The following is a 24107-nucleotide window of genomic DNA, read 5'->3' as shown; positions in this document are numbered from 1 at the left end:
GACGTTATGACGATCGACCATCTGACGCATATCCCGGACCCGGAGGGCGTGCACCCCGCGGTCCCCTACACCCATGTCGTGACCGGCACCGGACGGTGGGTCGCCGTCTCCGGGCAGATCGCCCTGGACGAGAAGGGGCAGCTGGTGGGCCCCGGGGACCCGCTGGCCCAGGCCCGTCAGGTCTTCGCCAACCTCGGCCGCTGTCTGGCGGCCGCCGGAGCCGGCTTCGGCGATGTGGTGCGGCTGACCTACTACATGGCGGACGTCGCCCAGCTGAAGGAGGTCGCCGTCGCGCGGAACGAGGTGATGGACCCGGCGCGGCTCCCGGCGTCGTCGGCGTTCCAGGTCGTATCGCTGGTATCGCCGGAGTTCCTGATGGAGATCGAAGCGGACGCGATCGTGCCCGCCGACCGGGAGCTGCCCGGACGGGAACTGCCCGGCCGGGCGTGAAGCCCCGTCCGGGGCACGGCCGGAACCGTGGCGGCCGTATCAAGGGACCGTGAACACTCCATGGCACAGGAAATGCCGCAAAGAGGGCGCCAGTCGGGCGAAAAGCTCCAATCGGCCCGTCATTTGATGGCGATTCGTGCGGTCATGACGGGTCCGGGAATTCCTCCGGAACATTGACGTAAATCCGGGGCGGCGGCACGCTCCTCCGCATGCCCAGGACCGAACCCACCGCGCTGACCCTCCTCCGCCGTACCCACGAGGCGCAGGTGGTCGAGGTGCTGCGCCGGCTCGGCGCGGTCAGCCGTGCCGGGCTGGCGCAGCACACCGGACTCTCCCGTACCGCGCTGTCGTCCATCACCGCCGCCCTGATCGAACGGGCGGTCGTCGTCGCGGGTCCCGCCCCCGCCGAGGGGGTACGCGGCCGGGGCAGGCCCGTCGAACTGCTCCGCCTCCACCCGGCCACCGGCCGCTGCGCGGGTATCGACCTGGGCCGCGGCCGGGTCCGGGCGGTCGTCGCCAACGCCGCCCACGACATCGTCGCCTCCGGGGCCCGCGCCTGGCCGTCCGACGCCCCCCAAGAGCAGCGCACCGGCGCGGCGCTGGAACTCCTCGACGAACTGCTCGACGGTTCCGCGGCCGGACTGGAAGGCATCGGGATCGGTCTCGTCGGACCGGTCACCGAACCGGGGGACCGGGCCGGGAGCGTGGTGGGGCTCCTCCGGGAACGCTACGGCGCTCCGGTCCTCGCCGAGAACAACACCCGGCTCGCGGCACTCGCCGAAGCCGTGCACGGCGCCGGTGCCGGTGCCCGGCACGCGATCTACGTCCGGCTGTCGCACGGTGTCGGCGGCGGACTCGTCGTCGACGGGCGGCTGCTGGGGGGCGCGTCCGGTACGGCGGGGGAGATCGGACATGTCACCGCCGAGCCCGGCGGGCCGCGCTGCCGCTGCGGAAACCACGGCTGTCTGGAGCTGTACGCCTCGCTGCCCGCGGTGACGGCGGCCGGGGGCACCGGCGACGACGAGGCCGTCGCCCGGGCCGGCCGGCTGACCGGGCGGGTCCTCGCCGGACTGTGCACCACGGTCAACCCCGAGCTGCTGATCATCGGCGGGGAACTCGCCGCGCTGGGACCGCGGCTGCTCGGCCCCCTGGAGTCCGAACTGCGGGCCCGAACCCTGCCCGCCGCACGGGTGGGACTGCGCGTCGTCACCGCGCAACTGGGGGACGAGGGCGGGGCGCTCGGCGCCATCGCCCTGCTCCGCCAGGAGGCGCCCGTACCGGTCGTGCCGGGCGGGCCCCGGAACGCCCGCGTGCCGCTCGCCGCGTGTACCGGGCCGGGAAGCGCCGGCTGACTGCTCCCGTACCTGCCGGGCGCGCCGGGCCGTCCCCGCCGGCGGCCCGCCCGGCCCGTGCTCCGGCACCGCGCTCCCGCCGGGCCCGGCCGCCCGGGATTCCGTAGCACCGTCCGCCGTACCGCCGCGCACCGTCCGCCGTGCGGTCCCCGCACCGGGCGCGTTGCCGCGCCCGGGTGCTCCGCCGCGACCGGCCGCGCCGAACCACCGGCTCCACCCCGCTCGTTGCCCCCGGCCGCCCCGCACCGTGGTCCGGTACGGGGCCCGGCCCGTACCCCGTACCTCCCCTCCCGTACGCCCCAGGACCCAGAGGCGGCCCGCCATGCCACGCACCACCCCACGATCCTCCCCTTCCCCACCCGCCGTGGTGCCGTCGCGCGCCGCCCCGGCCGGTGCGATCCGCCGGGCCCGGGGACCGGTGACGGCCGCCCGGCTGACCGGAGCCCTCTCCCTCGTCGCCGGGATCGGGCTCTGGCAGCTGGCGGCCGGGCCGGGCACGGTCGGCGTCCCGGGCCCCGGGCCGGTCGCGGCGCGCGGAGCGGAACTCCTCCGGGACGGGACCCTGGCCACGGACGCCCTGGTCTCGCTGCGCCGGGTGCTCACCGGCTGGTCGCTCGGCACCGCAGCCGCGATCCCCGTCGGCGCGCTGATGGGCTGGTACCCCCTGGCCCGGGCGCTGCTGGAGCCCTGGGTGCAGTTCTTCCGGGTCGTACCGCCCCTGGCGATCATCCCGCTGACGATCGTGCTGCTGGGCATCGACGAGCCCGCCAAGATCACGGTCATCTTCCTGGCAGCCTTCCTCTCCACCGTGGTCTCCGTCTTCCAGGGCGTCGTCGCGGTGGACCGGACCCTTGTCGACGCGGCCCGGGTGCTGGGCGCCCGGGACCCCGGGATCTTCATCCGGGTGGTGGTCCCGGCCACGGTGCCGTTCCTCTTCGTCGGGGCCCGGGTCGGCCTGGGGGCGGCGTGGTCCACGCTCGTCGCCGCCGAACTCATCGCCGCCCAGCAGGGGCTGGGCTACCGGATGCAGCAGGCCCAGCTCTACTACGACCTCGAAACGATCTTTGTGGGAATCGTGGCCATCGGCACGCTCGGGCTGCTGATGGACCGACTGCTCATCGCCGCCGAACGCCGGGCCACGGTCTGGCAGGAGAGGAGGACGGCATGACCCCCGCCGGCCCCCGGCCCGGAACCTCGGCCGAAGCCCCGCCGGGCCCCCTGCCCGGGGCTCCCGCCCTGCCGCCGCCCCTGATCGCCTTCCGGGACACGACCCGTCACTTCCCCGGCCCCGACGGCGGGTTCACCGCACTCGACGGCGTCGACCTCGATATCGCCGAGGGGGAGTTCACCGTCGTCGTCGGCCCGTCCGGCTGCGGAAAATCGACCCTTCTCGGCATCGCGGCCGGACTCGTCGAGCCGAGCCGCGGCGAGGTGCGGCTCGACGGCCGCCCGGTGCGCGGCCCGGGTCCCGACCGCGGCATGGTCTTCCAGCAGTACGCCCTCTTCCCGTGGCTCACCGTCCGCGGCAATGTCGAGTTCGGGCTCCGCACCGCCCGGGTACCACGGGCCGAACGCCGCCGCAGGGCGGCGCACTTCATCGACCTGGTGGGCCTCACCGATTTCGCCGACGCCCTGCCCAAGACCCTCTCCGGCGGAATGCGGCAGCGCTGCGCCATCGCCCGCGCCTACGCCGCCGACCCCCGGGTGCTGCTGATGGACGAGCCTTTCGGCGCGCTCGACTCGCTGACCCGATCCCGTCTCCAGGAGCAGCTCCTGGAGATGTGGGAGCGGGAGCGCGGAACCGTCCTCTTCGTCACCCATGACGTCGACGAGGCCGTGTTCCTCGCCGACCGGGTGATCGTCATGGCCGCCGGGCCGGGCCGGATCCACCGGACCGTCGCTATCGGTCTGCCCCGGCCCAGGACCGCCGCGACCCGGCTGGCCGACGCGTTCACCGCGCTGCGGACCGAGGTCTGGCGGGCCGTCCATGAGCAGGAATCCCGCACCACCCCTCCGACTCCCACCTCCTTGGAGCCCTGAATCCCCATGTCCCCCTCTCTTCACCCGCCGCGCCCCCGCCGTGCCGTCGCCGCGGCCGCCGTCCTCGCCGTCCTGGCCACCGGCGGCTGCACCGCGGACTCGGCGGACGGCGACGGCACCCGGTCGGTCGACTTCGGTTACATCGCGGACTACAACCAGGCCGGGCTGCTGGCCGTGGCCCGGGAGCGCGGGCTCTGGAAGGAGCACGGCATCCGCGCCACGTACAAGGTCTTCACCGACGGCCCCACCCAGATCACCGCCCTGGGCGCCGGCGACCTGGACTTCGGCACCATCGGCCCCGGCGCCGCCTGGCTGCCCGCCTCCGGCCGGGCCACCGTCGTCGCCGTCAACCAGCTGGGCCGCGCGGACCGGGTCGTCGCCCTGCCCGGCCGCGGCATCTCCCGTACCGCCGATCTGAAGGGCAAACGCGTCGCCGTCCCCGAGGGCACCTCCGGCGATATGATCCTCGGCCTCGCCCTGGACCGGGCCGGACTCTCCCGCGAGGATGTGAAGACCGTCCCCATGGCCCCGGCCACCGCCGTCTCCGCCCTGGCCTCCCGCCAGGTGGACGCCGCCGCGCTCTGGTATCCGCTGCTGGCGACCGTGGAGAAGCGGATCCCCGGTCTGGTCCGGCTCGCCGAGAGCGCCGACTTCGCCGCCGAGTTCGCCTTCCCCAGCTCCGTGGTGGCCGCCCCCGGCGCCGTCGGGAAGGACCGCGAACTGGTCGAGGACGTCGTCCGGGTCCTCCAGAAGGCCAATGACTTCCGGCATACGAACCCCGGCAAGGCGATCGACATCACCGCCCGGTTCCTCCGGCTCGACCGTGACGCGGTGGCCGCCGACGCCCGCAACACCGAGCCGCTGTCCACGGCCGAGCTGGTGGCGGCGGGCCGGGACGGAACCGTAGCCCGCTGGTTCACCGCCCTCCAGGGCTTCTTCGTCCGCGCGGGCAAACTCGACGCCCCCGTACCCGTGGAGAAGTTCTACGCCGGCGACCTCTACCAGCGGGCGGCGGCCCGATGACCGGCCCCGCGGCGCCCCGCCCCGCCGACGGCACCCCCCGGCGCAACATCCTCTTCCTGATGACCGACCAGCACCGCACGGACACCATCGGCGCCTACGGCGCCACCGGCGGGCACACCCCCCACCTCGACGACCTCGCCGCCTCCGGGACCCGGCTCGACCGCTGCTACACCCCCACCTCCATCTGCACCCCGGCGAGGGCCAGCCTGCTCACCGGATACGCCCCCTTCCGGCACCGCCTCCTCGCCAACTACGAGCGGAACGTCGGATTCGCCGAGGATCTCGCCGACGACCAGTTCACCTTCACCACCCCGCTCGCCGAGGCCGGTTACCGGCTCGGGCTGATCGGGAAATGGCATACCGGGGTACGGCGCCTGCCGGCCGACTTCGGATTCGAGGGGCCCTATCTGCCGGGCTGGCACAACCCCGTCACCCACCCCGACTACCTCGACTACCTCGACGCCCGCGGACTGCCGCCGTACGCGATCACCGACCCGGTCCGCACCCGGCTCCCCGGCGGCGGCCCCGGACCCCTGCTGGCGGCCCGGCTGCGACAGCCCGTCGAAGCGACCTTCGAACACTATCTGGCGACCCGCGCCATCGAACTCCTGCACCGCTGGGCCGACGCGGACGCCGCCGCCGACACGGCCCGCCCCTTCTTCCTCGCCACCCACTTCTTCGGCCCCCATCTGCCCTATCTGCTGCCCGACGCCTACTACGACCTGATCGACCCGGCGACCGTACGGCTCCCCGAATCCCTCGCGGAGACCTTCGAGAACAAACCCCCGGTCCAGCGGAACTACAGCGCCCTCTGGGGGCACGACAGCCTCACCGAGGACGAGTACCGCAAGCTGATCGCCGCCTACCACGGCTATGTCGCCCTGATCGACCATCAGATCGGCCGGATCCGGGCCGCCGTGGCGGACCTCGGTCTGGACGGCTCCACCGCCGTCCTCTTCACCGCCGACCACGGTGAGTTCACCGGCTCGCACCGGATGCACGACAAGGGTCCGGCGATGTACGAGGACGTCTACCGCATCCCCGGACTGCTCCGGATCCCCGGCGCCCCCGGCGGAACCGTCCGCCCGGAGTTCGCCACCCTCACCGATCTCACCGCCACGATCCTCGACCTCGCGGGCTGCGACCCCGCGCCCGCCGTCGACGGGCGCAGCCTGCTGCCGCTGGCCGCAGGCGGTCCGGCCCCCGGCTCCTGGCCGCGTCATGTGGTCGCCGAGTTCCACGGCCACCACTTCCCCTATCCGCAGCGCATGCTCCGGGACGCCCGCTTCAAGATCGTGGTCAATCCCGAGTCGCTGTGCGAGCTGTACGACCTCGACCACGACCCCCATGAACTCCGCAACGCCTGGGACGATCCGGCGCTGCGCGACGACCGCGACCGGCTGGTCCGGAGCCTGTACCGGCTGCTGGTCGAACGCGGGGACAACTTCCACCACTGGATGGCTGCCGTACTCGACACCGGCGGTCCGCCCGGTGACACCTCCCTCGGCTCCTTCGAATCCACCGCCGGAGCGGCCGTCGGAGGGGCATCCCCGGCGGCGTCCGGAGCGGCGTCTCCGGCGGCGGCCGGAGCGGTCGCCGCCGTACCGGAGGACGCACTCCCGACTCCCCACCCCCCGCCCGCCCCGGAAGGACCCCGCACCCATGTCTCCCGAACCCCGTGACCCCGCCGCCCTCCCCGGGCGCAGAACCCTGCTGAGAACGGCGGCCGGTACCGCCGCCGTCACCGTGGCGGGCGGGCTCGGCGCCGCCCCGGCGGCCGCCCGCGAACTGCCCCGCGCCCCGCGCCGCCGCAGGTCCCCCGCGCCCCTGCCGGTGGCCGGGACCACCGTCGTCTGGTGGTCCTCCGACGGCCCCTCCGATCCGGCGTCCGACCCGGTCTCCTTCGCCGCCGGTGAACTCGCCCGCTATCTCGAACGCATCACCGGACGGCCGCTCCCACGGCACCGCGCGGACCGGCCGGGCCGCGGCGTGGCCCTGCTGCCCGCGTCCGCCGCGCCCGTCGAGCAGGGTGTCCCCGCCGCCCTCGCCGCGGCCGGTGACACCCTGCTCGCCGGGCGCGGCGGGGACGCGCACGCCGTCGTCGTGGGACCGGCCGGAGCACTTGCGGCGGGCCGCGGGCCGCGGGCGGTGCTGTACGCCGTCTACGCGCTCCTCGAACGCGCCGGGGTCCGGTTCTTCGCCCCCGCCTTTCCCACGTACCAGGGCCGTGCGGAGCGGGTACCGCGCGATCCCGCCCTCGTCCTGTCCGGCACCCACGGCACCGTCGAGGAACCCGCGTGGACCTGGCGGCGCAAATACGTCGAGGAGGGCACCAGCCACACCGCCGAAGGCCTGGTCCTGCTGCTCGACTGGATGGCGAAGAACCGGCTCAACACCCTCGTCCACCCCTCCGACTACAACCACTGGTCCGTGATCACGTGGGACCGGGTCCGGGCGGCCGTGGCCCCCGAGGCGGCCCGGCGCGGCATCGCCGTCGAGGTCGGCGGCCACGGCTACGAGAGCTTCCTGCCCCGCGAGCGGTACCCCGCCTACTACAGCGGGGGCGCGAACGTCTTCGACGTCCACAACCCCGACGCCCTCGACGCCTACGTCCGGGCCGTCGTCGCCCATCTCGCCGCCCGGCCCGAGATCACCGTCTTCGACTGCTGGCCCCCGGACACGGCGACCTGGCCCGCCGCGGCGGTCGCCGCCTTCGGCACCGTCGCCAACGCGGAGGCGCATGTGGTGAACACCCTGCGCACCGCACTGGCCACGGCCCTGCCCGGGGTACGGGTGGAGCGCATCGCCTACGGCGCGGCCATCGCCCCGCCCACGCCCGGCCGGGGCTTCCACCCCGAGGTGCTGATCGACTTCGCCCCGTACGAACGCACCTACCAGCACGCCGTCGACGATCCGGCCTCCGGCACCAACGCCCCGCTCGCAGCGCTGCTGCGGTCCTGGTCCGAAGCCGCCGAGGGGCCGCTCGCGGTCTACGACTACAACCGCCGCTACCGGTGGCGGTCGCTGCCGGTCCGTCCGCTCGGGATCCTGGCCGCCGACGCCCGCTTCTACGCCTCCCTCGGCATCGACGGACTGGGCTCCTACGCGGAGCCCGCCGACTGGCTGCCCTTCGAGGCGGTCCACCTCTTCTCGGCGCGGCTCGCCCGCGACCCCGGGACCGACCCGGCCCCCTGGCTGGCCGGATATCTGGCCGACCGCTTCGGCCCCGCCGCCGGACACCTCGCCGACTACTACGCCCGGACCACCGCCGACCCCGACGGATTCACCGCGCCCGCCTACGCCTCGGCCGCCGAGACCGGCTACCGGGCCGCCGCGGCGGCGCTCGACCGGGCTCTGGCCGTGCTCGCCGGACGGGAGGAGTACCCCGTCGCCGCGCTGCTCCGGTCCCATATCGACCTGGCGCTCGCCGATGTGGCGATCACCACGGCGCCGACCGCCGCCGCCCGTACGGCCGCCCGCGCCGCCTACCGGACCCTTCTGGAGGAGCACCGCTTCCGCGGGCTCGTCCTCCAGGACATCCGGTCCGTCCAGCGCTGGGGCGGCACCCTCGCGCACCGGGACGGGCACGCCGTCTACCGGCTCCCCGCGCACGCCGCGCCCGTCGAGAGCGGGCTGACCGTCGCCCGCGGCGGCTCGGGCACCGTCCGGCTGCGGGCGCAGGACGTCGACTGGCGCGGACACACCGTGACCTGGAGCGTAACGGCACCCCCGGGGCTGGTCCCCGGCGCGGTCTCCGGGACGCTCAGCCCCGCCGGAGCCGCGGACGCCGTCCACCGGCTCGTCCTCACGGCGTCCGCCTCCCTCGCACCCGGCAGCCATACCGTCGCCTTCACCTTCCGCACCGGGGACGGCACCGTGCTGCCCCCCGCCCGGCTCACGGTGAACGTGGTCTGACGGCGATCCGACCGCGATGGACAGAAGGGATGCCGGGCGGACCGCCTTCAAAGGTGATGTGCGGCTCACCCGGCACCCCTTGAATCATGGGTGGATCAGGTGGTTAGCATATGAGCGCCACCTAGCTCGAAAGAGAAGTGCCTGTGACTGTCATCGAGGATTCGTTCACCAACTGGAAGAACCGTGAGGAGATCGCCGAGTCGATGATCCCGATCATCGGGAAGCTGCAGCGCGAGCGGGACGTCACCGTCCTGCTGCACAGCCGCTCCCTGGTGAACAAGTCGGTGGTCAGCATCCTCAAGACCCACAGGTTCGCCCGGCAGATCGCGGGCGAGGAGCTATCGGTCACCGAGACCATGCCGTTCCTGGAGGCGCTGACCACGCTCGACCTCGGCCCCTCCCAGATCGACCTCGGCATGCTCGCGGCCACCTACCGGGCCGACAGCCGCGGACTCTCCGTCGCCGACTTCACCGCCGAGGCGGTCGCCGGTGCCACCGGCGCCAACAAGATCGACCGCCGCGAACCCCGCGATGTGGTCCTCTACGGCTTCGGCCGTATCGGCCGGCTGGTCGCCCGCCTGCTCATCGAGAAGGCCGGCTCCGGCAACGGGCTGCGCCTGCGGGCCGTCGTCGTCCGCCGCGGCGCCGGACAGGACATCGTCAAGCGCGCCTCGCTGCTGCGCCGCGACTCCATCCACGGCCAGTTCCAGGGCACGATCACGGTCGACGAGGCGAACGACACCATCGTCGCCAACGGCAACGAGATCAAGATGATCTACTCCGACGACCCGGCGAAGGTCGACTACACGGAGTACGGCATCAAGGACGCCATCCTCATCGACAACACCGGCCGCTGGCGCGACCGCGAGGGGCTCTCCAACCATCTGCGCCCCGGTATCGCCAAGGTCGTCCTGACCGCCCCGGCCAAGGGCGACGTCCCCAATGTCGTGCACGGCGTCAACCACGACATGATCAAGCCGGACGAGCAGATCATCTCCTGCGCATCCTGCACCACCAACGCGATCGTGCCGCCGCTGAAGGCGATGGCCGACGAGTACGGGGTGCTGCGCGGCCATGTCGAGACGGTCCACTCGTTCACCAACGACCAGAACCTGCTGGACAACTACCACAAGTCCGACCGGCGGGGCCGCTCCGCGCCCCTCAATATGGTGATCACCGAGACCGGGGCCGCGTCCGCCGTCGCCAAGGCGCTGCCCGATCTCCGGGCCCGGATCACCGGCAGCTCCATCCGCGTCCCCGTACCGGATGTGTCCATCGCCATCCTCAGCCTCCGGCTGGAGCGCGAGACCACCCGCGAGGAGGTTCTCGACTACCTCCGCGAGGTATCGCTGACCTCGCCGATGAAGCGCCAGATCGACTTCACCACGGCGCCCGACGCGGTCTCCAGCGACTTCATCGGCTCGCGCCACGCGTCGATCGTCGACGCCGGGGCCACCAAGGTCGAGGGCGACGACGCCATCCTCTACCTCTGGTACGACAACGAGTTCGGCTACTCCTGCCAGGTGATCCGGGTCGTCCAGCACGTCTCCGGAGTCGAGTACCCCACCTTCCCGGCACCGGTCGCCTAGGGCGTTTCTTCGGATGAGGCCGGACCCCGCGAGCCCGGCCTGATCCGCAAGAGCCGACCTGGATCCGGTGAACCCGCGATGACCGGGGCCGTTCCGGGGAGCACAGCCGGCTCCCCGGAACGGCCCCCGCACCTGCCGTGCCGGTGCGCCGCTACCGCTCCGCCGGGCGCGGCGCGGGCAGCGCGGACCCGGTGGTACGGCGGCCCGGGTCCCGGTCGTGCACGGGCAGGGCCGCCATCGCCGCGGGCTCCAGCCACGAGAGCACCGTGGTCAGCACCCGCATCGTCCGGGCCAGATCCTCCCGTCCGACGAGCCGGTCGATCTCCCGCTGAAGTCCGGAGATCACCCCGTGGACCTTGCCCTCCAGCTCCCGCCCGGCCTCGGTCAGGGTGATCACCTGTCGTCTGCCGTCGGTCGGGTCGGGGGAGCGGGCCACCAGCCCGGACCGCTCCAGATCGCCGATCAGCAGCGTTCCGGACGGACGGGCCAGCGCCAGCGAGGTGACGAAGTCGTGCTGGAGCATCCGCCCGTCCGGAGTGCGCCAGAGCCGCACCAGCGCGGCGGCCTGGGCATAGGTGACACCGTACGGCCGCAGCGCCGCCGAGAGCCGGTCCTGGACCAGCCGGGCGGTCAGTGTCAGCAGACCGCTGAGGTGGTTCTCGGATCCGCGGAACAGCGCGTCGGTGTGGTTCTCCACCCGGCTCAGGCTACCTTCCTGCGGGCCCGCCAACTGGCGGACTGACTGTGCCGTTCCACCATCACCACATCGTCGCAGCCGAGTTCGGCGAGCAGTTTCGGATGGTCCGTACGGGAGTACTCCAGCATGAAGGGTTCGACATTGCTGCGGACCATGCCCTCGCGCTGCCGCCAGTCGCGCTCGTTCTCCGGGATGGCCCAGTCGAAGAAGCCGAGGAAGCCGCCCGGGGCGCAGACCCGGACCATCTCCGAGACGGTCCGCCGGATCTGGTAGGCGGGCATCTCGTGGAGGAGGTGCGATTCGTGGACCACGTCGAAGCTGCCGTCGTCGAACGCCGACAGGTCACCGGCGTCCATATGGTAGAAGCTGACGTTGCGGATCCCCAGCTCGTCGGCGCGGCGCCGGGCCCAGCGCAGCACCGACGGCGACAGGTCCACCCCGATGACCTCGGCCTCCGGGAAGACCTGGGCGTAGACGAAGGCCGTCGCCCCCGTCCCGGCGCCCACCTCCAGGATCCGCCGCGGCCGCACCCCCCGGTCCAGCACCTGGCTCTCCACCCACCACCGGATCTGTTCGCGCTTGCCGAGCGGGAAGTCCTCCGCCATCCGCTCCAGCCGGTACCCCATGGAGGGGTGCATCCAGTGCAGTCCCTTCATCTGGTGGACCGGATTGGCGATGTAGTACGCGGGGAAGTCGGCCGGGCGCCGCTGACCCGGCGCCAGCAGATCCGACAGATCGCCCGGACCGGTCGCTTTCGGGGCCCGGCGCATCTCCCAGCGGATCACCGCCCGGGAGAGCTTGGGGTGCTTCTTCGCCAGCCGGAGCGAGAGCAGGGTGGGCCGCCAGCCCTCCGGCAGCGGCGGGCGGGTGCGGGGCGGAGGCGGTGCGCCGCCGGGCTTCGTGGTCTCAGGCATCGGTCGCCTCCGGGTCGGGGACGTATCTGGGCTCGTCCGGGTAGCGCGGGGTGTCCGGGTCTTCGAGGTTCTGCTCCGCGATGCACCTCTCGTTGGGCGCCTGGAGCTTGATGATGTTGTGGTCGGGGTCGAGCAGGGTGAGCAGCCTTCCGTACTGCCCGTTGAACTCGGGGGTGAAGTACGGCACGTCCATGGCCTGGAGATGGGACCGGACCGTGTCCAGGTCGTCGACCTGGTAGGTGACGGAGACGGGGGTGTCCCAGACGTCCGCGGGCCGTCCCTTGGGCAGCCCCCGGCCGGTGATCTCGACGCGGCGGTTGTCCGGTCCGACCAGGACCGCCATCCGGAAGGGCCGGTTCGGGACCCGGATGGGGATATCGAACTCCAGCTGGAAGCCGAGGACGTTGCGGTACCAGCGGACCGCGCGCGGCTGGTCGGCGGAGCGGATGGTGATCATGCTGGTCCGCCAGAGGACGGGGGCGCCTCCCTGGACGGGCTCCCGGGTCAGCCAGGCGGGCGCAGCCACCGCGGGCGCACCGGCCGGGGTCCCGGTGCCGCTCATGAGCCGGCCGCCCTGCGCTGCGCGTCCGCCGCGCGGTGCGTGGCCTCCGGACCCAGGTAGTCCGCGGCCAGCGGGGTCAGGATGCGGTCGAAGAAGGCGTCCCGCTCGGCCCGCCACTCGCCCGCCGCGGCATCGGGTACCAGGTACGATTCGGCGGCTCCGGCCGGGAGCGTGCCGTTCTCGGTGAGCAGGTGCTCCAGGACCCGGATCCGGTCCCGCTGGACGTAGATCTCACCTGCCAGGGCCAGCACCATGCCGAGGAGTTTGTCGACCGCGGGGTCCTCGAAGAAGACCATCTGGCCGTCCGTGATGCCTGCGGGGTTCTTCATACCGGCTTCCTTCCCGTGACCAGGCGCCAGCCGCCGGCCCGGGCCCGGCGCGGGTCCGGGGGTGCGGCGGAGCCGTACGCCTTCTTGTCCCCGTGCCGGAACGCGTCCACGACGGTGGTGGCGACCTCCGTATAGCCCGCGTCCACGAGGGGCTTCTCCAGATCGGCCCTGAAGAAGTCGGACATAAACGGCTCATTGTTGATGTGAGCGTGCCAATCCATCATGAACAGGCCGTAAGTGGTGGGCAGTTCGCCCGCCGTGTAGATGGCGAACCGGCCGCCGGGCGCCAGCAGCCGGAAGCTCTCCCGGACGATCGCGGCGATATGGTCCGCGGGCATCTCGTGGAAGATCATCGTGGAGGTGGCCAGCTCGAACGAACCGCTCTCGAAGCCGGTGTCGGCCGCGTCCTTCTGGACGAAGCGGATCGGCAGTCCCCGCTCCCCGGCCTTCAGATGGGCCCATTTGAGGAAGGGCGCGGCCAGATCGACCCCGATGACCTCGGCGCCGGGGAAGGTCTCGGCGAGCCCGAAGGTGCCGTCGCCGGTGCCGCAGCCCAGGTCGATGATCCGCCGGTAGTCGCCCCGGGGCAGTGCCTCGGTCTTGGCCCGGTGGATGGAGCCCACGTTCTCCAGCCCGGCGAAGTGGATCCGGGTCCCGAAGTCGTAGACCGGCCCGTCGAGGTCGTCCTGCCAGTAGCCGCCCTTCTCCAGGTGGTAGTCGGTGTCCGCGTAGTAGGCGGGCATCGGCAGCTCCGGGTCCAGCTCGGGCCCGTCGCCGGAGCCCATGCGCTCCGCCAGCTCCTCCCGGCGGGCCTCGATATAGGCGTGGGTGCCGTGCGGTCCGTACTTCATCAGCAGCTGGGTGTGCCGTTGCAGGTACATGAAGTACCGGAAGAGTGCGGAGTCCTCGATGACCTCGCCGATCTCGGTGGTCTCCGCGGGCGCCCGGCCGTGTTCGGCGGCCCAGTCCTCCGCACGGGCGTCGAACAGGTCGAGCAGCGGGTGGTGGAGCTTGGCCCAGCCGATGCGCAGGCCGAGGTAGAAGTCCAGATAGGCGCGTTCGGTGCCCGTGACGGGCTCGTCGTTCAGTCCCAGCATGGGAGTCCTTTCGCAGGCGGTGCTGTGGTACGGGGCGGGGGTGCGGGGCCGGTCAGCCTCCGATGCGGATGCCGCGGAGGTTGAGCCGGCCGAGCGTGAGTGCCTTCTCGTCGACCCCGCTGATCTCGGCCCGGGTGGCCATCAGCAGTTCGGGGTAGACGGGCGGCAGTTCGACGGCGTTCTCGGTGAGGGCGCGGTTGAGCCGGGCGGCGATCCGGGCGCGTTCGGCCTCGGGCGCGGTGCCGAAGAGCCGGACGAAGTCGCGGTCGTAGGCGGCGTCGCGATAGCCGGGGTTCTGCCGGGACGCGGTGCGGTAGACCGTGAACTGGGAGAGCGGCATCACACCGCCGACCAGGCCGTACTCCTGGACGGTGAGGGACATGTCGTAGTCCCGGACCAGCCAGCGGCGGTTCCAGTTGGCCGGGTCGGCGACATCGAGGCTGACCTTGAGCCCGAGCCGGCCCCAGTTCTCGGCCAGTACCTGGGCGATGTCGCGGGCGGCACCGCTGGTCGACACCATGATCCGGAAGGTGGTGTTCCGGGGGATGCCGGAGCGGGTCAGCAGTTCGGCGGCCCGATCGAGGTCGGCCCGTTCCGGATAGGGCCGGTAGTCCGGTTCATGGCCGGTGACCAGGGGGCCGAGGGGTCCCTGCGCGGTCCGGGCCCGGCCGTGGAAGACGGCCTCCCGGACGCCTTCGCGGTCCATGGCGAAGGCCAGGGCCCGCCGGAAGTCCGGCCGGTCGAAGGGGCGGCGGGTCAGGTTCATCATGGCCCGTACGCCGCCGGTGCCCTGGACCGCGTGGAGCCGCAGCGAGGTGTCGCGCCGGATGCCCGCGACATCGACGGGCTGTACCCCGGTGGCGATATGGATCCGGCCTTCCCGCAGATTGACCAGCCGGGTGGACGGGTCGGGTACGGAGGTCATCTCGATGGCCCGCAGCGCGGGCTTCTCGCCCCAGTAGCCGTCGAAGCGGACCATCCTCATCGACTGGCCGGTGACGACCTTGTCGATCCGGAAGGGCCCGGTGCCCACCAGTTCGGCCTTCTCGGCCATGAAGTCCCGGTGGCTGACGGGAATCCGGGCGAGCTGGTCGGGGAGGATGCCGTACGGCATGCGCAGTTCGATCCGGACGGTCGTCGGGTCGACGGCGACGGCCTGTTTGAACCAGGGCGACAGCAGCGACAGGAACTGGCTCCGGCCCCGGCTGCCGGGGATGAAGTTGAGCCCGGCGGTGACATGCTCGGCCGTCAGCTCGTCCCCGTTGTGGAAGCGGACGCCCGGACGGAGCCGGACGGTCCAGGAGACCCCGCCGGGTCCGGCCGCGGGCGGCGCGGCGGCGAGCTGGGGGACGAGCTTTCCCGCGGTGTCATGGGTGTAGAGGGCGTCGGTGGCGGGTTCGGTCACCCAGCGGACGTTCTGCGAGTTGGAGTAGAGGGGGGCGTAGCCGACGGGGATCTCGAAGAGCCCGACGGAGAGGGTGCCGGAGCCGGATCCGCTGCCCCCGGAGTCGGGGTCGGTACAGGCCGCGACGGCGGCCCCGGCGGCGATCGCCGAGGCCGTCCGCAGCAGATCGCGGCGGCTGGGACGGCGGGTGGGGCCGATGGATCTCCTGGTGGTGGACGGTGTCATGACGGGCTCCTTGTTCGGGGTCGGCGGCCGTCAGGCGGTCAGATGGCAGGCGGCGGTATGGCCGGGGGCGATGTCGACGGCGTCGGGGCGGGCCCCGGCACACTGCTCGACGGCGTGCGGACAGCGGGTGCGGAAGCGGCAGCCGCTGGGCGGATCGACCGCGGACGGTACGTCCCCGGTGAGCGGCAGCAGGGTCCGGCGGCGGCGCGGATCGGGCAGGGGGACGCTGTCGAGCAGCGACCGGGTGTAGGGGTGGGCGGGCCGGTCGAAGACCTCGTCGGCATCGCCGGACTCCACCACATGCCCCAGATACATCACCAGCACCTCGTCGGCGAGCAGCCTGGCCACGTCGATCTCATGGGTGATCAGCAGATACGTCAGCCCGAGGTCGTCGCGGAGATCGCAGAGCAGATTGACCAGACCGGCCTTGACGCTGACGTCGAGACTGGCCGTCGGCTCGTCGAGGACGAGGACCCGCGGTTCGGCGGCGAGCGCCCGGGCGATGGTGACCCGCTGGAGCTCGCCACCGGAGACGTCGGCGGGATAGCGGTCGAGGAATTCGGCGGGCAGGGAGGTCAGTTCGAGGAGCTGCCGGATCCGGGCGGCGCGGCCCCGGGCGTCGAGGTCGCGGCGGTGGATGCGCAGCGGCTGGTCGAGGGCGTGCCCGATGGTTTTGCGCCGGTTCAGGGCCGACCAGGGGTTCTGGGCGACGAGCTGGATCCGCCGCTCCCCGGTCACGGTGATGGTGCCGGAGGTGGGGTTCAGCAGCCCGAGGAGGAGTTTGGCCACGGTGGACTTGCCGCAGCCGGATTCGCCGATCACCGCGAGCGTCCGGCCGCCGTCGATGCGGAAGCCGACGTCGTCGACGGCGTGGACGGTACGGGTGCCCCGGCCGCGCAGCCGTGGCCCGCCGTGGCCCCGGAGGGTGAAGTGCTTGGTGAGGCCCATGGCTTCGACGACCGCGGTCATGCCGCGTCCTCCTCGGCGTGGTGGCAGCGGACCAGGGATCCGGCGACCGTGCGGAGCGCGGGCACCTGCTCGCCGCAGACGGCGTCCGCGCGCGGGCAGCGGGGTGCGAACGCGCAGCCGGGGATCCGGTTGGCCCCCGCCGCCGAACCTTCGATCACCTTGATCCGCTGGCCGCGGGTGTAGCGGCTGGGCAGGGCCCGCAGCAGCGCCCGGGTGTAGGGGTGGCGGGGCGCGTCGAAGAGTTCTCCGACGGGGGCGCTCTCCACCAGCCGTCCCGCGTACATCACCCCGGCCCGGTCGCAGATCTGGGCGATGACACCGAGGTCGTGGCTGACGAACACGATGCCGATGCCGAGCCGGTCCCGCAGGTCCAGCAGGAGCCGCAGCACCTGGGCCTGGACGGTCGCGTCGAGGGTGGTGGTCGGTTCGTCGGCGAGGAGCAGCGCGGGGCGGCGGGCCAGGGCCGCCAGCATGATCAGCAGCCGCTGGAGCTGGCCGCCGGAGAATTCGAAGGGATAGCCGTCGAGGCGTTCGGCGACGGCCCGCAGGCCGACCTGGTCGAGGAGTTCGGTGACCTCGGCGGGGTCGCGGTCCCCGAGGAACCAGCGCAGCTGCTTGCGGAGCGGGGTGACCGGGCTGAGGGAGGTCATGGGGCGCTGCGGTACGAGCCCGATACCGGTGCCGCGGATCGAGCGGAGCCCGGCGGCGTCGAGCCGCAGGAGATCGGTGTCCCGGAACCGCAGGGTGGTGGCGTCGGTGACGGCGACGGACGGCAGCAGCCGCATGATCGCGGCCAGGACGGTGCTCTTTCCGCTGCCCGACTCCCCGACCAGGCCGAAGATCTCGCCGGGTTCGAGCCGGAAGGAGACGTCCCGGACGGCGGGCACCGGCCCCCGCGCGGTGTCGAAGACGACGCTGAGGTCCTCGACCTCCAGCAGCGGCGCGGTCCGGCCCGGCTCCCAGGGCCTGCCGTTGCGGGCCCGCTCCCCGGCCGTGGGACCGGCCGTGGGATCGGGCGTGGCACCGGGCGGGTCACCGGCCGTGGGACCGGCGGCGGGCCCGCCCCGGCCCGTGCGGTTCTTCATCAGCGTTCTCCTCGGTCGAGCAGATCGTTGGCGCCGTCGCCGAGCAGGCCGAAGCCGACCGTGGCGACGAGCAGGACGAGACCGGGCATGACGCAGTACCACCAGGCGCCGGCCATCAGATAGCGGGTGGCGTCCGCGATGACCCCGCCGAGCGTCGGCGTCGGCGGCTGCACACCTACCCCGAGAAAGCCGAGGGCGCCCTCCGCGAAGACCGCGACCGCCATCCAGAGACAGCTCTGCACGATGACCGGTGGCAACACGTTGACCAGCAGTTCGTTGCCGATGATCCGGCGGCGGGAGACCCCGAGCAGCCGCAGCGCCGAGATGTAGTCCTCCTGTACTTCGGCGAGGGTCGCGGCTCGGGCGACCCGGGCGAAGTAGGGCGTCGCGGCGATCGCGATCAGCAGCACGATCTTCCCCGCCGCGCCGATCTCGACCGGACCGAGATGGAAGGAGGTGACGCCGGTGATCCCGAGGACGACCATCGCGAAGACGAACAGCGGCACGGTCTGGATCGCCTCGAACACCCGCATGATCAGTTCGTCGGGCCAGCGTCCGGCGCAGTATCCGGCGGCGATGCCCAGCGGCAGGGCGACGAGCAGTCCGATGCCGACGCTGAAGACGGCCACCAGGACCGAGACCCGGGCCCCGGACGCGACCCGGGACAGCAGATCGCGGCCGAGATGGTCGGTGCCGAACCAGTGGGCGGCGGAGGGCCCTTCGAGGGGTGCCCCGGTGCGGGCCAGCGGATCGGGGGTGAACAGCGGTCCGAAGGCCGCGAAGAGCAGATAGCCGGTGACCAGAACGACACCGAGGAGGGTGAGCGGTTTGATGTGGCGGCCCTGGACGACGATGCGCCGCCGGGGGCGGGACCGGGCGCGGACCTGGGGCTGGATGATCGTGGTCATGGCTCAGGCACCTGCGAATTTCTGCCGTACGCGAGGGTTGAGCGCCGCGTAGAGGATGTCGACGATCAGATTGGCGAGCAGGAAGAACACCGCGAGGGCCAGCGTGGCGCCGACCGCGAGGGGATAGTCCTGGCGGCGGATCCCGTCCACCAGCAGCCGCCCCATTCCGGGCAGGTTGAAGAGGTTCTCGATCAGTACGGAGCCGCTGAGCATGACCCCGACGAGCTGTCCGACGACCGCGGTGGTGGGCAGCAGCGAGTTGCGGAAGGCGAGGGAGTGGTGGATGCGCCGTTCCGACAGGCCCATGGCGTGGCCGAAGCGGACGTAGTCGGTACGGACGGCTTCGAGCATGGACACCCGCAGGGTGCTCGCGGTGACGCCGAAGGTGCCGAGCCCGAGCACGAACGCGGGCAGCACCAGCGCCCGGAGGTGGCCCAGGGGGTCCTCGCCGAAGCCGACCCAGCCGCTGGACGGCAGCACCCCCGGCAGATAGAGCCCGAAGAGCAGGATCAGCAGGGCGCCCAGCCAGAAGCTGGGGACGGCGATGGAGAGATTGCCGATCACCCGGACGGCGGCGTCCGCCGCGGTGTCGCGGCGGGCGGCCGCGAACCGGCCGGCGAGCAGGGCCAGCGGAATCCAGAACGCCAGCGACACGGCCGTCAGCTCCAGGGTGACCGGCAGCCGGAGCATCAGCTCGTCGACCACGGGCTCCCCGGTGAAGATGGAGTCCCCGAGGTCCCCGGTGAGGATCCGGCCCAGCTCCGCCGCGTACTGGACGAACAGTGGCCGGTCGAGTCCCAGTTCCCGTTCCACCTGGGCGATCTCCGCCTCGGTGGCGTCGGCTCCCACGATCAGATAGGCCGGGCTGCCCGGCGCCATCCGCATGAGGAAGAAGACGAGGGTCAGGACGATGAGGAGGACCACCGCCATGGCGGCCGCCCGGCGCAGTACATGGCCTGCCAACGGAACCTCCTTTCGAGGGCCGGGCCGCTCACTGCGGGCCGGGTGCGGACGGTGTCTGCCGCCGTGTGTAGTGGTCCCGGAAGACGCGGTAGGCGGCGACCAGCTCCGGATCGTGTTCCTCGGAGCCCTCGGGCCGCAGCAGTCCGAACCGGAACACGCCTTCGCCGCGTTCGTTGTGGACCATCACCCAGTACTCGGGCTTGCCCGAGTGCCGGCCCGGGCCCTCGCCGAACTCCAGACGCCACCGGGTGCGCCGGGAGAAGTGCAGTTCGGGACCTTCGAAGTAGTTGACGTACCGCTCGCTGACCTGCCAGTCCGTGAAGTGGACCTTCGCCTCGGCCATCGCCTCTCCGGTGCTGCCGCCGAAGACCGCCAGATGGACCCGGCCCAGCCGCCGGAGGTCGAAGAGGAAGTCGACGATGTTCACGGACGGGGTGACGGCGTCGAAGGCCTCCGCCGGGGCCAGCTCGCCGTCGAGCACCTCCAGGGCCCGGCCCGACTGGTCGTGGCGCCCGACGAGTTCGGCGACGACGGCGGCCACATCGGCGCGGGTCACCTTCCCCCGCGCCAGTCCCTCGCCGAGGACGACCCGCCCGGTCGGTTCGGAGTCGGTGAGCCCGCCCGGCCGCAGCACGCTCCAGTCCAGTCCGCTGCCGGCCAGATGGGCCTCCGCCTTCGCCTTGATCTCCAAGTACGGCCGCAGAAACTCCGGCGCGCGCCCTGGAGCGTCCGTGCCCTTGGAAGTAACGAGGACGAACCGCCGTACCCCCTGCCGTACACAGGCGTCCACGAGCGCGCAGCAGCCGGTGTTGTCGAGCCGTTCGGCGCCTTCCACCGAGCCGCCGCCCGGCCCCGCCAGCCAGATCACGGCGTCCGCACCGGCCACGGCCAGGTCCAGTTCACCGGGGTCCGCGGCGGCCAGATCGCAGCGGTGGGCCTCGGCGCCGGGCACCGGCCCTTCGGAGCGGGTCAGCGCCCGGGTGGCGTGCCCGGCGGCGGTGAGCAGCGGGATCAGCCTGCGGCCGGTACGGCCGGTGGCTCCCGCGAGGACGATCAGCATGGTGACTCCAGGTCAGGGGATCCGGTTGGGGTCGGGGTGTGCGGTGGGGCCGGGAATCTGCTCAGAACTCGTAGCCGGGAGGCGGACCCGGCTCGGTGCACGTCCATACGCTCTTGGTCCAGGTGTAGAGGCGGACGGCGTCGGGCCCGCCCTCGCGGCCGTACCCGGACCGGCCGACGCCGCCGAACGGCACGCTGTCGGAGAGCATCCGGTAGGTGTTCAGCCAGACCGTGCCCGCGCGCAGCCGGGCCGCCATCCGGTGGGCGCGCCCCAGGTCCGTGGTCCAGACCCCGGCGGCGAGCCCGAAATCGGTGGCGTGGGCCAGTTCCAGGGCCTCTTCCTCGGTGTCGAACGGCATCGCCGCCAGTACGGGGCCGAAGATCTCCTCCCGCATCACCGTCATTTCCGGAGTCACTCCCGTGAACAGCGTCGGCGGTACGTAGAAGCCGCCCGCGAGGCGTTCGTCGTCCGGTACGGGTGCGGCCGCCGCGCGTACCGCGCCCTCCGCGAGACCGGCTTCGATCATCCGCAGGGTCTTGTCCCGCTGCCCCGGGGTGACATGCGGCCCCACCTGCACGGACCGTTCCCGCGGATCACCGACCCGCAGCCCCGCCACGGCCTCGCGCAGCCGGGCGGCAAACGGTTCGTACACCTCCCGCTGGACCAGCAGCCGGGAGCCCGCGATGCACATCTGTCCGGTGGCGCTGAACGCGCCCAGCAGCACGGAGGCCAGCGCCCCGTCGAGATCCGCGTCGGCGAAGACGATCTGCGGTGATTTGCCGCCCAGCTCCATCGCGGTCGGGGTGAGCCGGGCCGCCGCTTCGGCGGCGATCGCCCGCCCGGTGCTGTCGGCCCCGGTGAAGACGATCAGGTCGGCGCGCGGATCCGACACCAGGGCCCGGCCGGTGTCCGCGTCTCCGGTGACGATCTGCGCCACCCCTGGGGGCAGCCCCGCTTCGGCGAGCACCTCCGCCAGCATCAGCGCCGTCAGCGGGGTCTCCTCTGCGGGTTTGAGGAGACTGGCGTTGCCGAAGGCCAGTGCGGGGGCGATCTTCTTCGCGGCGAAGACATAGGGGACGTTCCACGGGATGATCCCGACCGCGACCCCGTACGGTTCGCGGCGCGTGTACGTGTGGAAGGGGCCCGGTACGTCGAGGGTGTCCCCGGTGACCTTGTCCGCGAGCCCGCCGTAGTAGGCGAAGCAGGCGGCGGCCCGGGTGGCCTCGCGGCGGGTGTCCTTGAGGAGCTTTCCGGTGTTGAGGGTCTCGGCTGCGGCGAACTCCTCGACCCGGCTGTCCAGGAGTTCGGCGGTGCGCAGCAGGATCCGGCCGCGCCGTTCGGCGGGCGTCTCGCGCCAGTCCGCGAGGGCGGTCCGGGCGGTGTCGTAGGCGGTGGCGACCTCGGTCGCGGTCATCCGCCCGACGCGCCGGATCGGCCGGCCGTCGATCGGGCTGACGATCAGTGAGTCCGCGGCCGGCGGCCCGGGTTCGTCGCAGGATTCGTCCGCGGAACTGCCGGACCGCGAGGGTGCCGCGGGGGCGGAGGCGGACGGTGCGGGGGTGGGCATATACGGGGTTCCCTTCAGTGTTCGGCCAGCAGTCGGCCGGCGCCCTCGACCCGGTCGGTGATGCCGTGCTCGCGCAGGGCCGTCCAGAGGGTCGCGGTGTTGATCGCGACCACCGGCAGGGCGAGCCGGCGCTCCAGTTCCGCGGCCAGACCGGCGAACCAGAGATTGGTGCCGACCTGCACGATCGCGTCGGGTGCGGTCGCCGCCAGCTCCTCGACGACGGGCACGATGTCCTCCTCGCCGACCTCCGCGATCTGGGTGGCCGAGGTGCAGAGCAGTGACCGCAGCCCGGTGAGCGTGAATCCGGCTTCGGTGAAGTAGCGCCGTACCTGGGTGTCGTTGACCGGCCGATAGGGGCTGAGGACGGCGATCCGGCGGGCGCCCAGGGCCCGCAGCGCCCGGGTGCAGGCGGTGGATCCGGCGGTGACGGGCATCCCGGCCAGGGCGGCTATTTCCGATTCGTACGCCCGCGCCCCCTCGGTCCCGCCGTAGAAGGTGGGTGCCGACATGCCGAGCAGTACCCGGTCCGGACGGCAGTCGAGCACCGAGCGGAGTGCGCCGGGCACCCCCCTGCGGACGTCGGCGAGGAGCCGGGTGGTGTCGTCGTCGCTGGCCACGGAGGGGGCGGGGACCGGCATCCGCCCGGTGTGGACGGTGACCCCGGGCGGGGCCAGTGCCTGGTACTCGGCTTCCACGACCGTGTTGGTGGACGGGACGAGGACCGCGAGCCGGGCCCGCTGGCCGCCGATCCTCAGCACGGCAGCAGTCCCTGTCCGCGGACCGCGCGCAGCATCGAGGCGTCGAGCAGCCAGTCGCGGGCCTTCTCCGGGTCGGCGGCGGTGGCCGCCAGTTCCGCCTGGGCGGTGCGCCTGCGCTCCGGGTCCTTCTCGCCCAGGGCGCGGGCGTTGCGGTCGGTGATGACCTTGACGTATTCGAGTGCGGTACGGCGGCGGCGGTCCGCCCAGGAGTCGAGGGCCTCGTCCGTCCAGGGCGCGGATCCGTCCCGCACCCCGGCCGGCCGCAGCGCCGCGGCGAGCGCGAAAGCGTCGTGGATCCCGTTGTTCATGCCCATACCGCCGATGGGGCTGTTGATGTGCGCGGCGTCGCCGATCAGCAGGACCCGGCCGGCCCGGAAGCGTTCCGCCACCCGCTGGTGCACGGAGTAGAGCTGGTGGTGGAGGACGGTGTACGGCTCCGGGCGGGCCACGACGCCCTGGAGCATCCGTTCCCACTCCGCCGGGTCGGTGACGTCCTCCCGTACGGGGAACAGCACCCGCCAGGCGTCGGGGGCCCGCAGCAGCACCACGTACTCGTCGGGGTCGGAGATATAGGCGACTTTCGCCAGTCCTTCGAGATGGTCCTCGAAGCGGAAGTCGGTCAGCAGTACCAGATAGCGGTCCTCGTAGGTGAAGCCCTCGAATCCGATGCCCAGGGCCTGGCGGACGGCGCCGGGGGCGCCGCCCGCGTCGATCAGATGGCCGGCCTGGGCGACCAGGGGCCCGTCGGGGCCCTCGGCGCAGACGACGGTCCCCTGTTCGTCCTGGGAGACCCCGAGGACCCGGTGGTTGAAGCGGACCCGGTCGCCGAGCCGTTCGAGGAGCAGGGCGCAGAGCTTGTGCTGTTCGGCCTGGAGCCGGAAGGGGAAGCCGGTGTCCCGGGCGAGATGGGCGTGGTCGAAGTCGGCGACGCGTCCGCGTTCGCGGTCCCGGTGCTGGTAGACCGGGGCCTTCAGGCCCTGGGCGATCAGGGGTTCGGCGAGCCCGATCCGGTGGAGGAGGTCGAGGGTCGGCGGATGGAAGGTGGAGGCCCGCGGCTGGGTGCTGATGGCGTCGGCGGCTTCGAAAACCTCGACGGTCAGACCGTGTTCGGCGAGCAGGAGGGCGGTGGTCAGACCCACGGGGCCCGCACCGGCAACAAGGACATCTGGCATGATTGCCTCCCAGTTGTTAGGGGATAA

22 protein-coding genes are annotated in these 24107 nt (G+C 72.5%); 8 read left to right on the top strand and 14 right to left on the bottom strand.

Annotated features, from left to right (window positions below):
- The first annotated feature begins 6 nt into the window (after nucleotides 1–6).
- The 8 genes from ACIQ9E_RS08345 to ACIQ9E_RS08310 all read left to right on the top strand — a co-directional run bounded on the left by ACIQ9E_RS08345 (nucleotide 7) and on the right by ACIQ9E_RS08310 (nucleotide 10369).
- Nucleotides 7–450, top strand: coding sequence for a RidA family protein (locus ACIQ9E_RS08345; RefSeq protein WP_403703867.1), 444 nt, complete (start codon nucleotides 7–9; stop codon nucleotides 448–450).
- Nucleotides 451–659: 209 nt separating this feature from the next.
- On the top strand, nucleotides 660–1802 hold the full coding sequence (locus tag ACIQ9E_RS08340; RefSeq protein ID WP_403703864.1) for an ROK family protein: 1143 nt from the start codon (nucleotides 660–662) through the stop codon (nucleotides 1800–1802).
- A 322-nt stretch (nucleotides 1803–2124) separates the two neighbouring features.
- On the top strand, nucleotides 2125–2970 hold the full coding sequence (locus ACIQ9E_RS08335; protein ID WP_403703862.1) for an ABC transporter permease: 846 nt from the start codon (nucleotides 2125–2127) through the stop codon (nucleotides 2968–2970).
- Nucleotides 2967–3842, top strand: coding sequence for an ABC transporter ATP-binding protein (locus ACIQ9E_RS08330; protein ID WP_403703859.1), 876 nt, complete (start codon nucleotides 2967–2969; stop codon nucleotides 3840–3842). Before ACIQ9E_RS08335 ends, ACIQ9E_RS08330 begins: the two co-directional genes overlap by 4 nt.
- 6 nt (nucleotides 3843–3848) lie before the next feature.
- Complete coding sequence (locus ACIQ9E_RS08325; protein ID WP_403703856.1) at nucleotides 3849–4865, top strand: aliphatic sulfonate ABC transporter substrate-binding protein; 1017 nt, start codon at nucleotides 3849–3851, stop codon at nucleotides 4863–4865.
- Nucleotides 4862–6547, top strand: a complete 1686-nt coding sequence (locus ACIQ9E_RS08320) for a sulfatase-like hydrolase/transferase (RefSeq protein ID WP_403703853.1) — start codon at nucleotides 4862–4864, stop codon at nucleotides 6545–6547. Before ACIQ9E_RS08325 ends, ACIQ9E_RS08320 begins: the two co-directional genes overlap by 4 nt.
- A complete protein-coding gene (locus ACIQ9E_RS08315; protein ID WP_403703850.1) occupies nucleotides 6528–8780 on the top strand; it encodes a DUF4838 domain-containing protein in 2253 nt (750 codons plus the stop codon). The genes ACIQ9E_RS08320 and ACIQ9E_RS08315 overlap by 20 nt, the downstream gene beginning before the upstream one ends.
- Before the next feature lie 143 nt (nucleotides 8781–8923).
- Nucleotides 8924–10369 (top strand): glyceraldehyde-3-phosphate dehydrogenase, encoded by a 1446-nt coding sequence (locus ACIQ9E_RS08310; RefSeq protein WP_403703847.1) that lies wholly within the window; start codon nucleotides 8924–8926, stop codon nucleotides 10367–10369.
- Between the two features lie 151 nt (nucleotides 10370–10520).
- Here ACIQ9E_RS08310 and ACIQ9E_RS08305 read toward each other — a convergent pair whose 3' ends face one another.
- From ACIQ9E_RS08305 to ACIQ9E_RS08240, 14 genes are all read right to left on the bottom strand, one after another.
- A complete protein-coding gene (locus ACIQ9E_RS08305) occupies nucleotides 10521–11066 on the bottom strand; it encodes a MarR family winged helix-turn-helix transcriptional regulator (protein ID WP_403703844.1) in 546 nt (181 codons plus the stop codon).
- A gap of 5 nt (nucleotides 11067–11071) precedes the next feature.
- Nucleotides 11072–11980 (bottom strand): class I SAM-dependent methyltransferase, encoded by a 909-nt coding sequence (locus ACIQ9E_RS08300; protein WP_403703841.1) that lies wholly within the window; start codon nucleotides 11978–11980, stop codon nucleotides 11072–11074.
- On the bottom strand, nucleotides 11973–12542 hold the full coding sequence (locus tag ACIQ9E_RS08295; RefSeq protein WP_403703838.1) for a VOC family protein: 570 nt from the start codon (nucleotides 12540–12542) through the stop codon (nucleotides 11973–11975). The genes ACIQ9E_RS08300 and ACIQ9E_RS08295 overlap by 8 nt, the downstream gene beginning before the upstream one ends.
- Nucleotides 12539–12871 (bottom strand): hypothetical protein, encoded by a 333-nt coding sequence (locus tag ACIQ9E_RS08290; RefSeq protein ID WP_403703835.1) that lies wholly within the window; start codon nucleotides 12869–12871, stop codon nucleotides 12539–12541. Before ACIQ9E_RS08290 ends, ACIQ9E_RS08295 begins: the two co-directional genes overlap by 4 nt.
- Entirely contained in the window at nucleotides 12868–13968 is a 1101-nt protein-coding gene (locus ACIQ9E_RS08285; protein ID WP_403703832.1) for a class I SAM-dependent methyltransferase, read from the bottom strand. Before ACIQ9E_RS08285 ends, ACIQ9E_RS08290 begins: the two co-directional genes overlap by 4 nt.
- 52 nt (nucleotides 13969–14020) lie before the next feature.
- Nucleotides 14021–15598 (bottom strand): ABC transporter substrate-binding protein, encoded by a 1578-nt coding sequence (locus ACIQ9E_RS08280; protein WP_403703829.1) that lies wholly within the window; start codon nucleotides 15596–15598, stop codon nucleotides 14021–14023.
- Between the two features lie 30 nt (nucleotides 15599–15628).
- Nucleotides 15629–16567 (bottom strand): oligopeptide/dipeptide ABC transporter ATP-binding protein, encoded by a 939-nt coding sequence (locus ACIQ9E_RS08275; protein ID WP_403703826.1) that lies wholly within the window; start codon nucleotides 16565–16567, stop codon nucleotides 15629–15631.
- Nucleotides 16564–17652, bottom strand: coding sequence for an ABC transporter ATP-binding protein (locus ACIQ9E_RS08270; protein WP_403703823.1), 1089 nt, complete (start codon nucleotides 17650–17652; stop codon nucleotides 16564–16566). Before ACIQ9E_RS08270 ends, ACIQ9E_RS08275 begins: the two co-directional genes overlap by 4 nt.
- Complete coding sequence (locus ACIQ9E_RS08265; protein WP_403703820.1) at nucleotides 17652–18560, bottom strand: ABC transporter permease; 909 nt, start codon at nucleotides 18558–18560, stop codon at nucleotides 17652–17654. The genes ACIQ9E_RS08270 and ACIQ9E_RS08265 overlap by 1 nt, the downstream gene beginning before the upstream one ends.
- 3 nt (nucleotides 18561–18563) lie before the next feature.
- Nucleotides 18564–19523, bottom strand: a complete 960-nt coding sequence (locus tag ACIQ9E_RS08260) for an ABC transporter permease (RefSeq protein ID WP_403703817.1) — start codon at nucleotides 19521–19523, stop codon at nucleotides 18564–18566.
- A gap of 28 nt (nucleotides 19524–19551) precedes the next feature.
- On the bottom strand, nucleotides 19552–20583 hold the full coding sequence (locus tag ACIQ9E_RS08255; RefSeq protein WP_403703814.1) for an SDR family oxidoreductase: 1032 nt from the start codon (nucleotides 20581–20583) through the stop codon (nucleotides 19552–19554).
- 61 nt (nucleotides 20584–20644) lie between these two features.
- Nucleotides 20645–22150 (bottom strand): aldehyde dehydrogenase family protein, encoded by a 1506-nt coding sequence (locus tag ACIQ9E_RS08250; RefSeq protein ID WP_403703811.1) that lies wholly within the window; start codon nucleotides 22148–22150, stop codon nucleotides 20645–20647.
- A 14-nt stretch (nucleotides 22151–22164) separates the two neighbouring features.
- Nucleotides 22165–22908 carry a hypothetical protein gene (locus ACIQ9E_RS08245; protein ID WP_403703808.1) on the bottom strand — a complete coding sequence of 248 codons (744 nt, stop codon included), beginning with the start codon at nucleotides 22906–22908 and terminating at the stop codon, nucleotides 22165–22167.
- On the bottom strand, nucleotides 22902–24080 hold the full coding sequence (locus ACIQ9E_RS08240; protein WP_403703806.1) for an FAD-dependent oxidoreductase: 1179 nt from the start codon (nucleotides 24078–24080) through the stop codon (nucleotides 22902–22904). The genes ACIQ9E_RS08245 and ACIQ9E_RS08240 overlap by 7 nt, the downstream gene beginning before the upstream one ends.
- Nucleotides 24081–24107: the final 27 nt, after the last annotated feature.

The organism is Streptomyces sp. NPDC094448, from assembly GCF_044763775.1.
Taxonomy (GTDB): Bacteria; Actinomycetota; Actinomycetes; order Streptomycetales; family Streptomycetaceae; genus Streptomyces.
Note: the sequence above shows the minus strand (reverse complement) of the source record. Positions and strands in the feature narration are given on the sequence as shown.

Excerpts from the sequence above, each read along its gene's own strand:
- ACIQ9E_RS08345 (WP_403703867.1), top strand. The coding sequence starts at position 7 with ATGACGATCGACCATCTGACGCATATCCCGGACCCGGAGGGCGTGCAC.
- ACIQ9E_RS08340 (WP_403703864.1), top strand. The coding sequence starts at position 660 with ATGCCCAGGACCGAACCCACCGCGCTGACCCTCCTCCGCCGTACCCAC.
- ACIQ9E_RS08335 (WP_403703862.1), top strand. The coding sequence starts at position 2,125 with ATGCCACGCACCACCCCACGATCCTCCCCTTCCCCACCCGCCGTGGTG.
- ACIQ9E_RS08330 (WP_403703859.1), top strand. The coding sequence starts at position 2,967 with ATGACCCCCGCCGGCCCCCGGCCCGGAACCTCGGCCGAAGCCCCGCCG.
- ACIQ9E_RS08325 (WP_403703856.1), top strand. The coding sequence starts at position 3,849 with ATGTCCCCCTCTCTTCACCCGCCGCGCCCCCGCCGTGCCGTCGCCGCG.
- ACIQ9E_RS08320 (WP_403703853.1), top strand. The coding sequence starts at position 4,862 with ATGACCGGCCCCGCGGCGCCCCGCCCCGCCGACGGCACCCCCCGGCGC.
- ACIQ9E_RS08315 (WP_403703850.1), top strand. The coding sequence starts at position 6,528 with ATGTCTCCCGAACCCCGTGACCCCGCCGCCCTCCCCGGGCGCAGAACC.
- ACIQ9E_RS08300 (WP_403703841.1), bottom strand. The coding sequence starts at position 11,980 with ATGCCTGAGACCACGAAGCCCGGCGGCGCACCGCCTCCGCCCCGCACC.
- ACIQ9E_RS08295 (WP_403703838.1), bottom strand. The coding sequence starts at position 12,542 with ATGAGCGGCACCGGGACCCCGGCCGGTGCGCCCGCGGTGGCTGCGCCC.
- ACIQ9E_RS08290 (WP_403703835.1), bottom strand. The coding sequence starts at position 12,871 with ATGAAGAACCCCGCAGGCATCACGGACGGCCAGATGGTCTTCTTCGAG.
- ACIQ9E_RS08285 (WP_403703832.1), bottom strand. The coding sequence starts at position 13,968 with ATGCTGGGACTGAACGACGAGCCCGTCACGGGCACCGAACGCGCCTAT.
- ACIQ9E_RS08280 (WP_403703829.1), bottom strand. The coding sequence starts at position 15,598 with ATGACACCGTCCACCACCAGGAGATCCATCGGCCCCACCCGCCGTCCC.
- ACIQ9E_RS08275 (WP_403703826.1), bottom strand. The coding sequence starts at position 16,567 with ATGACCGCGGTCGTCGAAGCCATGGGCCTCACCAAGCACTTCACCCTC.
- ACIQ9E_RS08270 (WP_403703823.1), bottom strand. The coding sequence starts at position 17,652 with ATGAAGAACCGCACGGGCCGGGGCGGGCCCGCCGCCGGTCCCACGGCC.
- ACIQ9E_RS08265 (WP_403703820.1), bottom strand. The coding sequence starts at position 18,560 with ATGACCACGATCATCCAGCCCCAGGTCCGCGCCCGGTCCCGCCCCCGG.
- ACIQ9E_RS08255 (WP_403703814.1), bottom strand. The coding sequence starts at position 20,583 with ATGCTGATCGTCCTCGCGGGAGCCACCGGCCGTACCGGCCGCAGGCTG.
- ACIQ9E_RS08250 (WP_403703811.1), bottom strand. The coding sequence starts at position 22,150 with ATGCCCACCCCCGCACCGTCCGCCTCCGCCCCCGCGGCACCCTCGCGG.
- ACIQ9E_RS08240 (WP_403703806.1), bottom strand. The coding sequence starts at position 24,080 with ATGCCAGATGTCCTTGTTGCCGGTGCGGGCCCCGTGGGTCTGACCACC.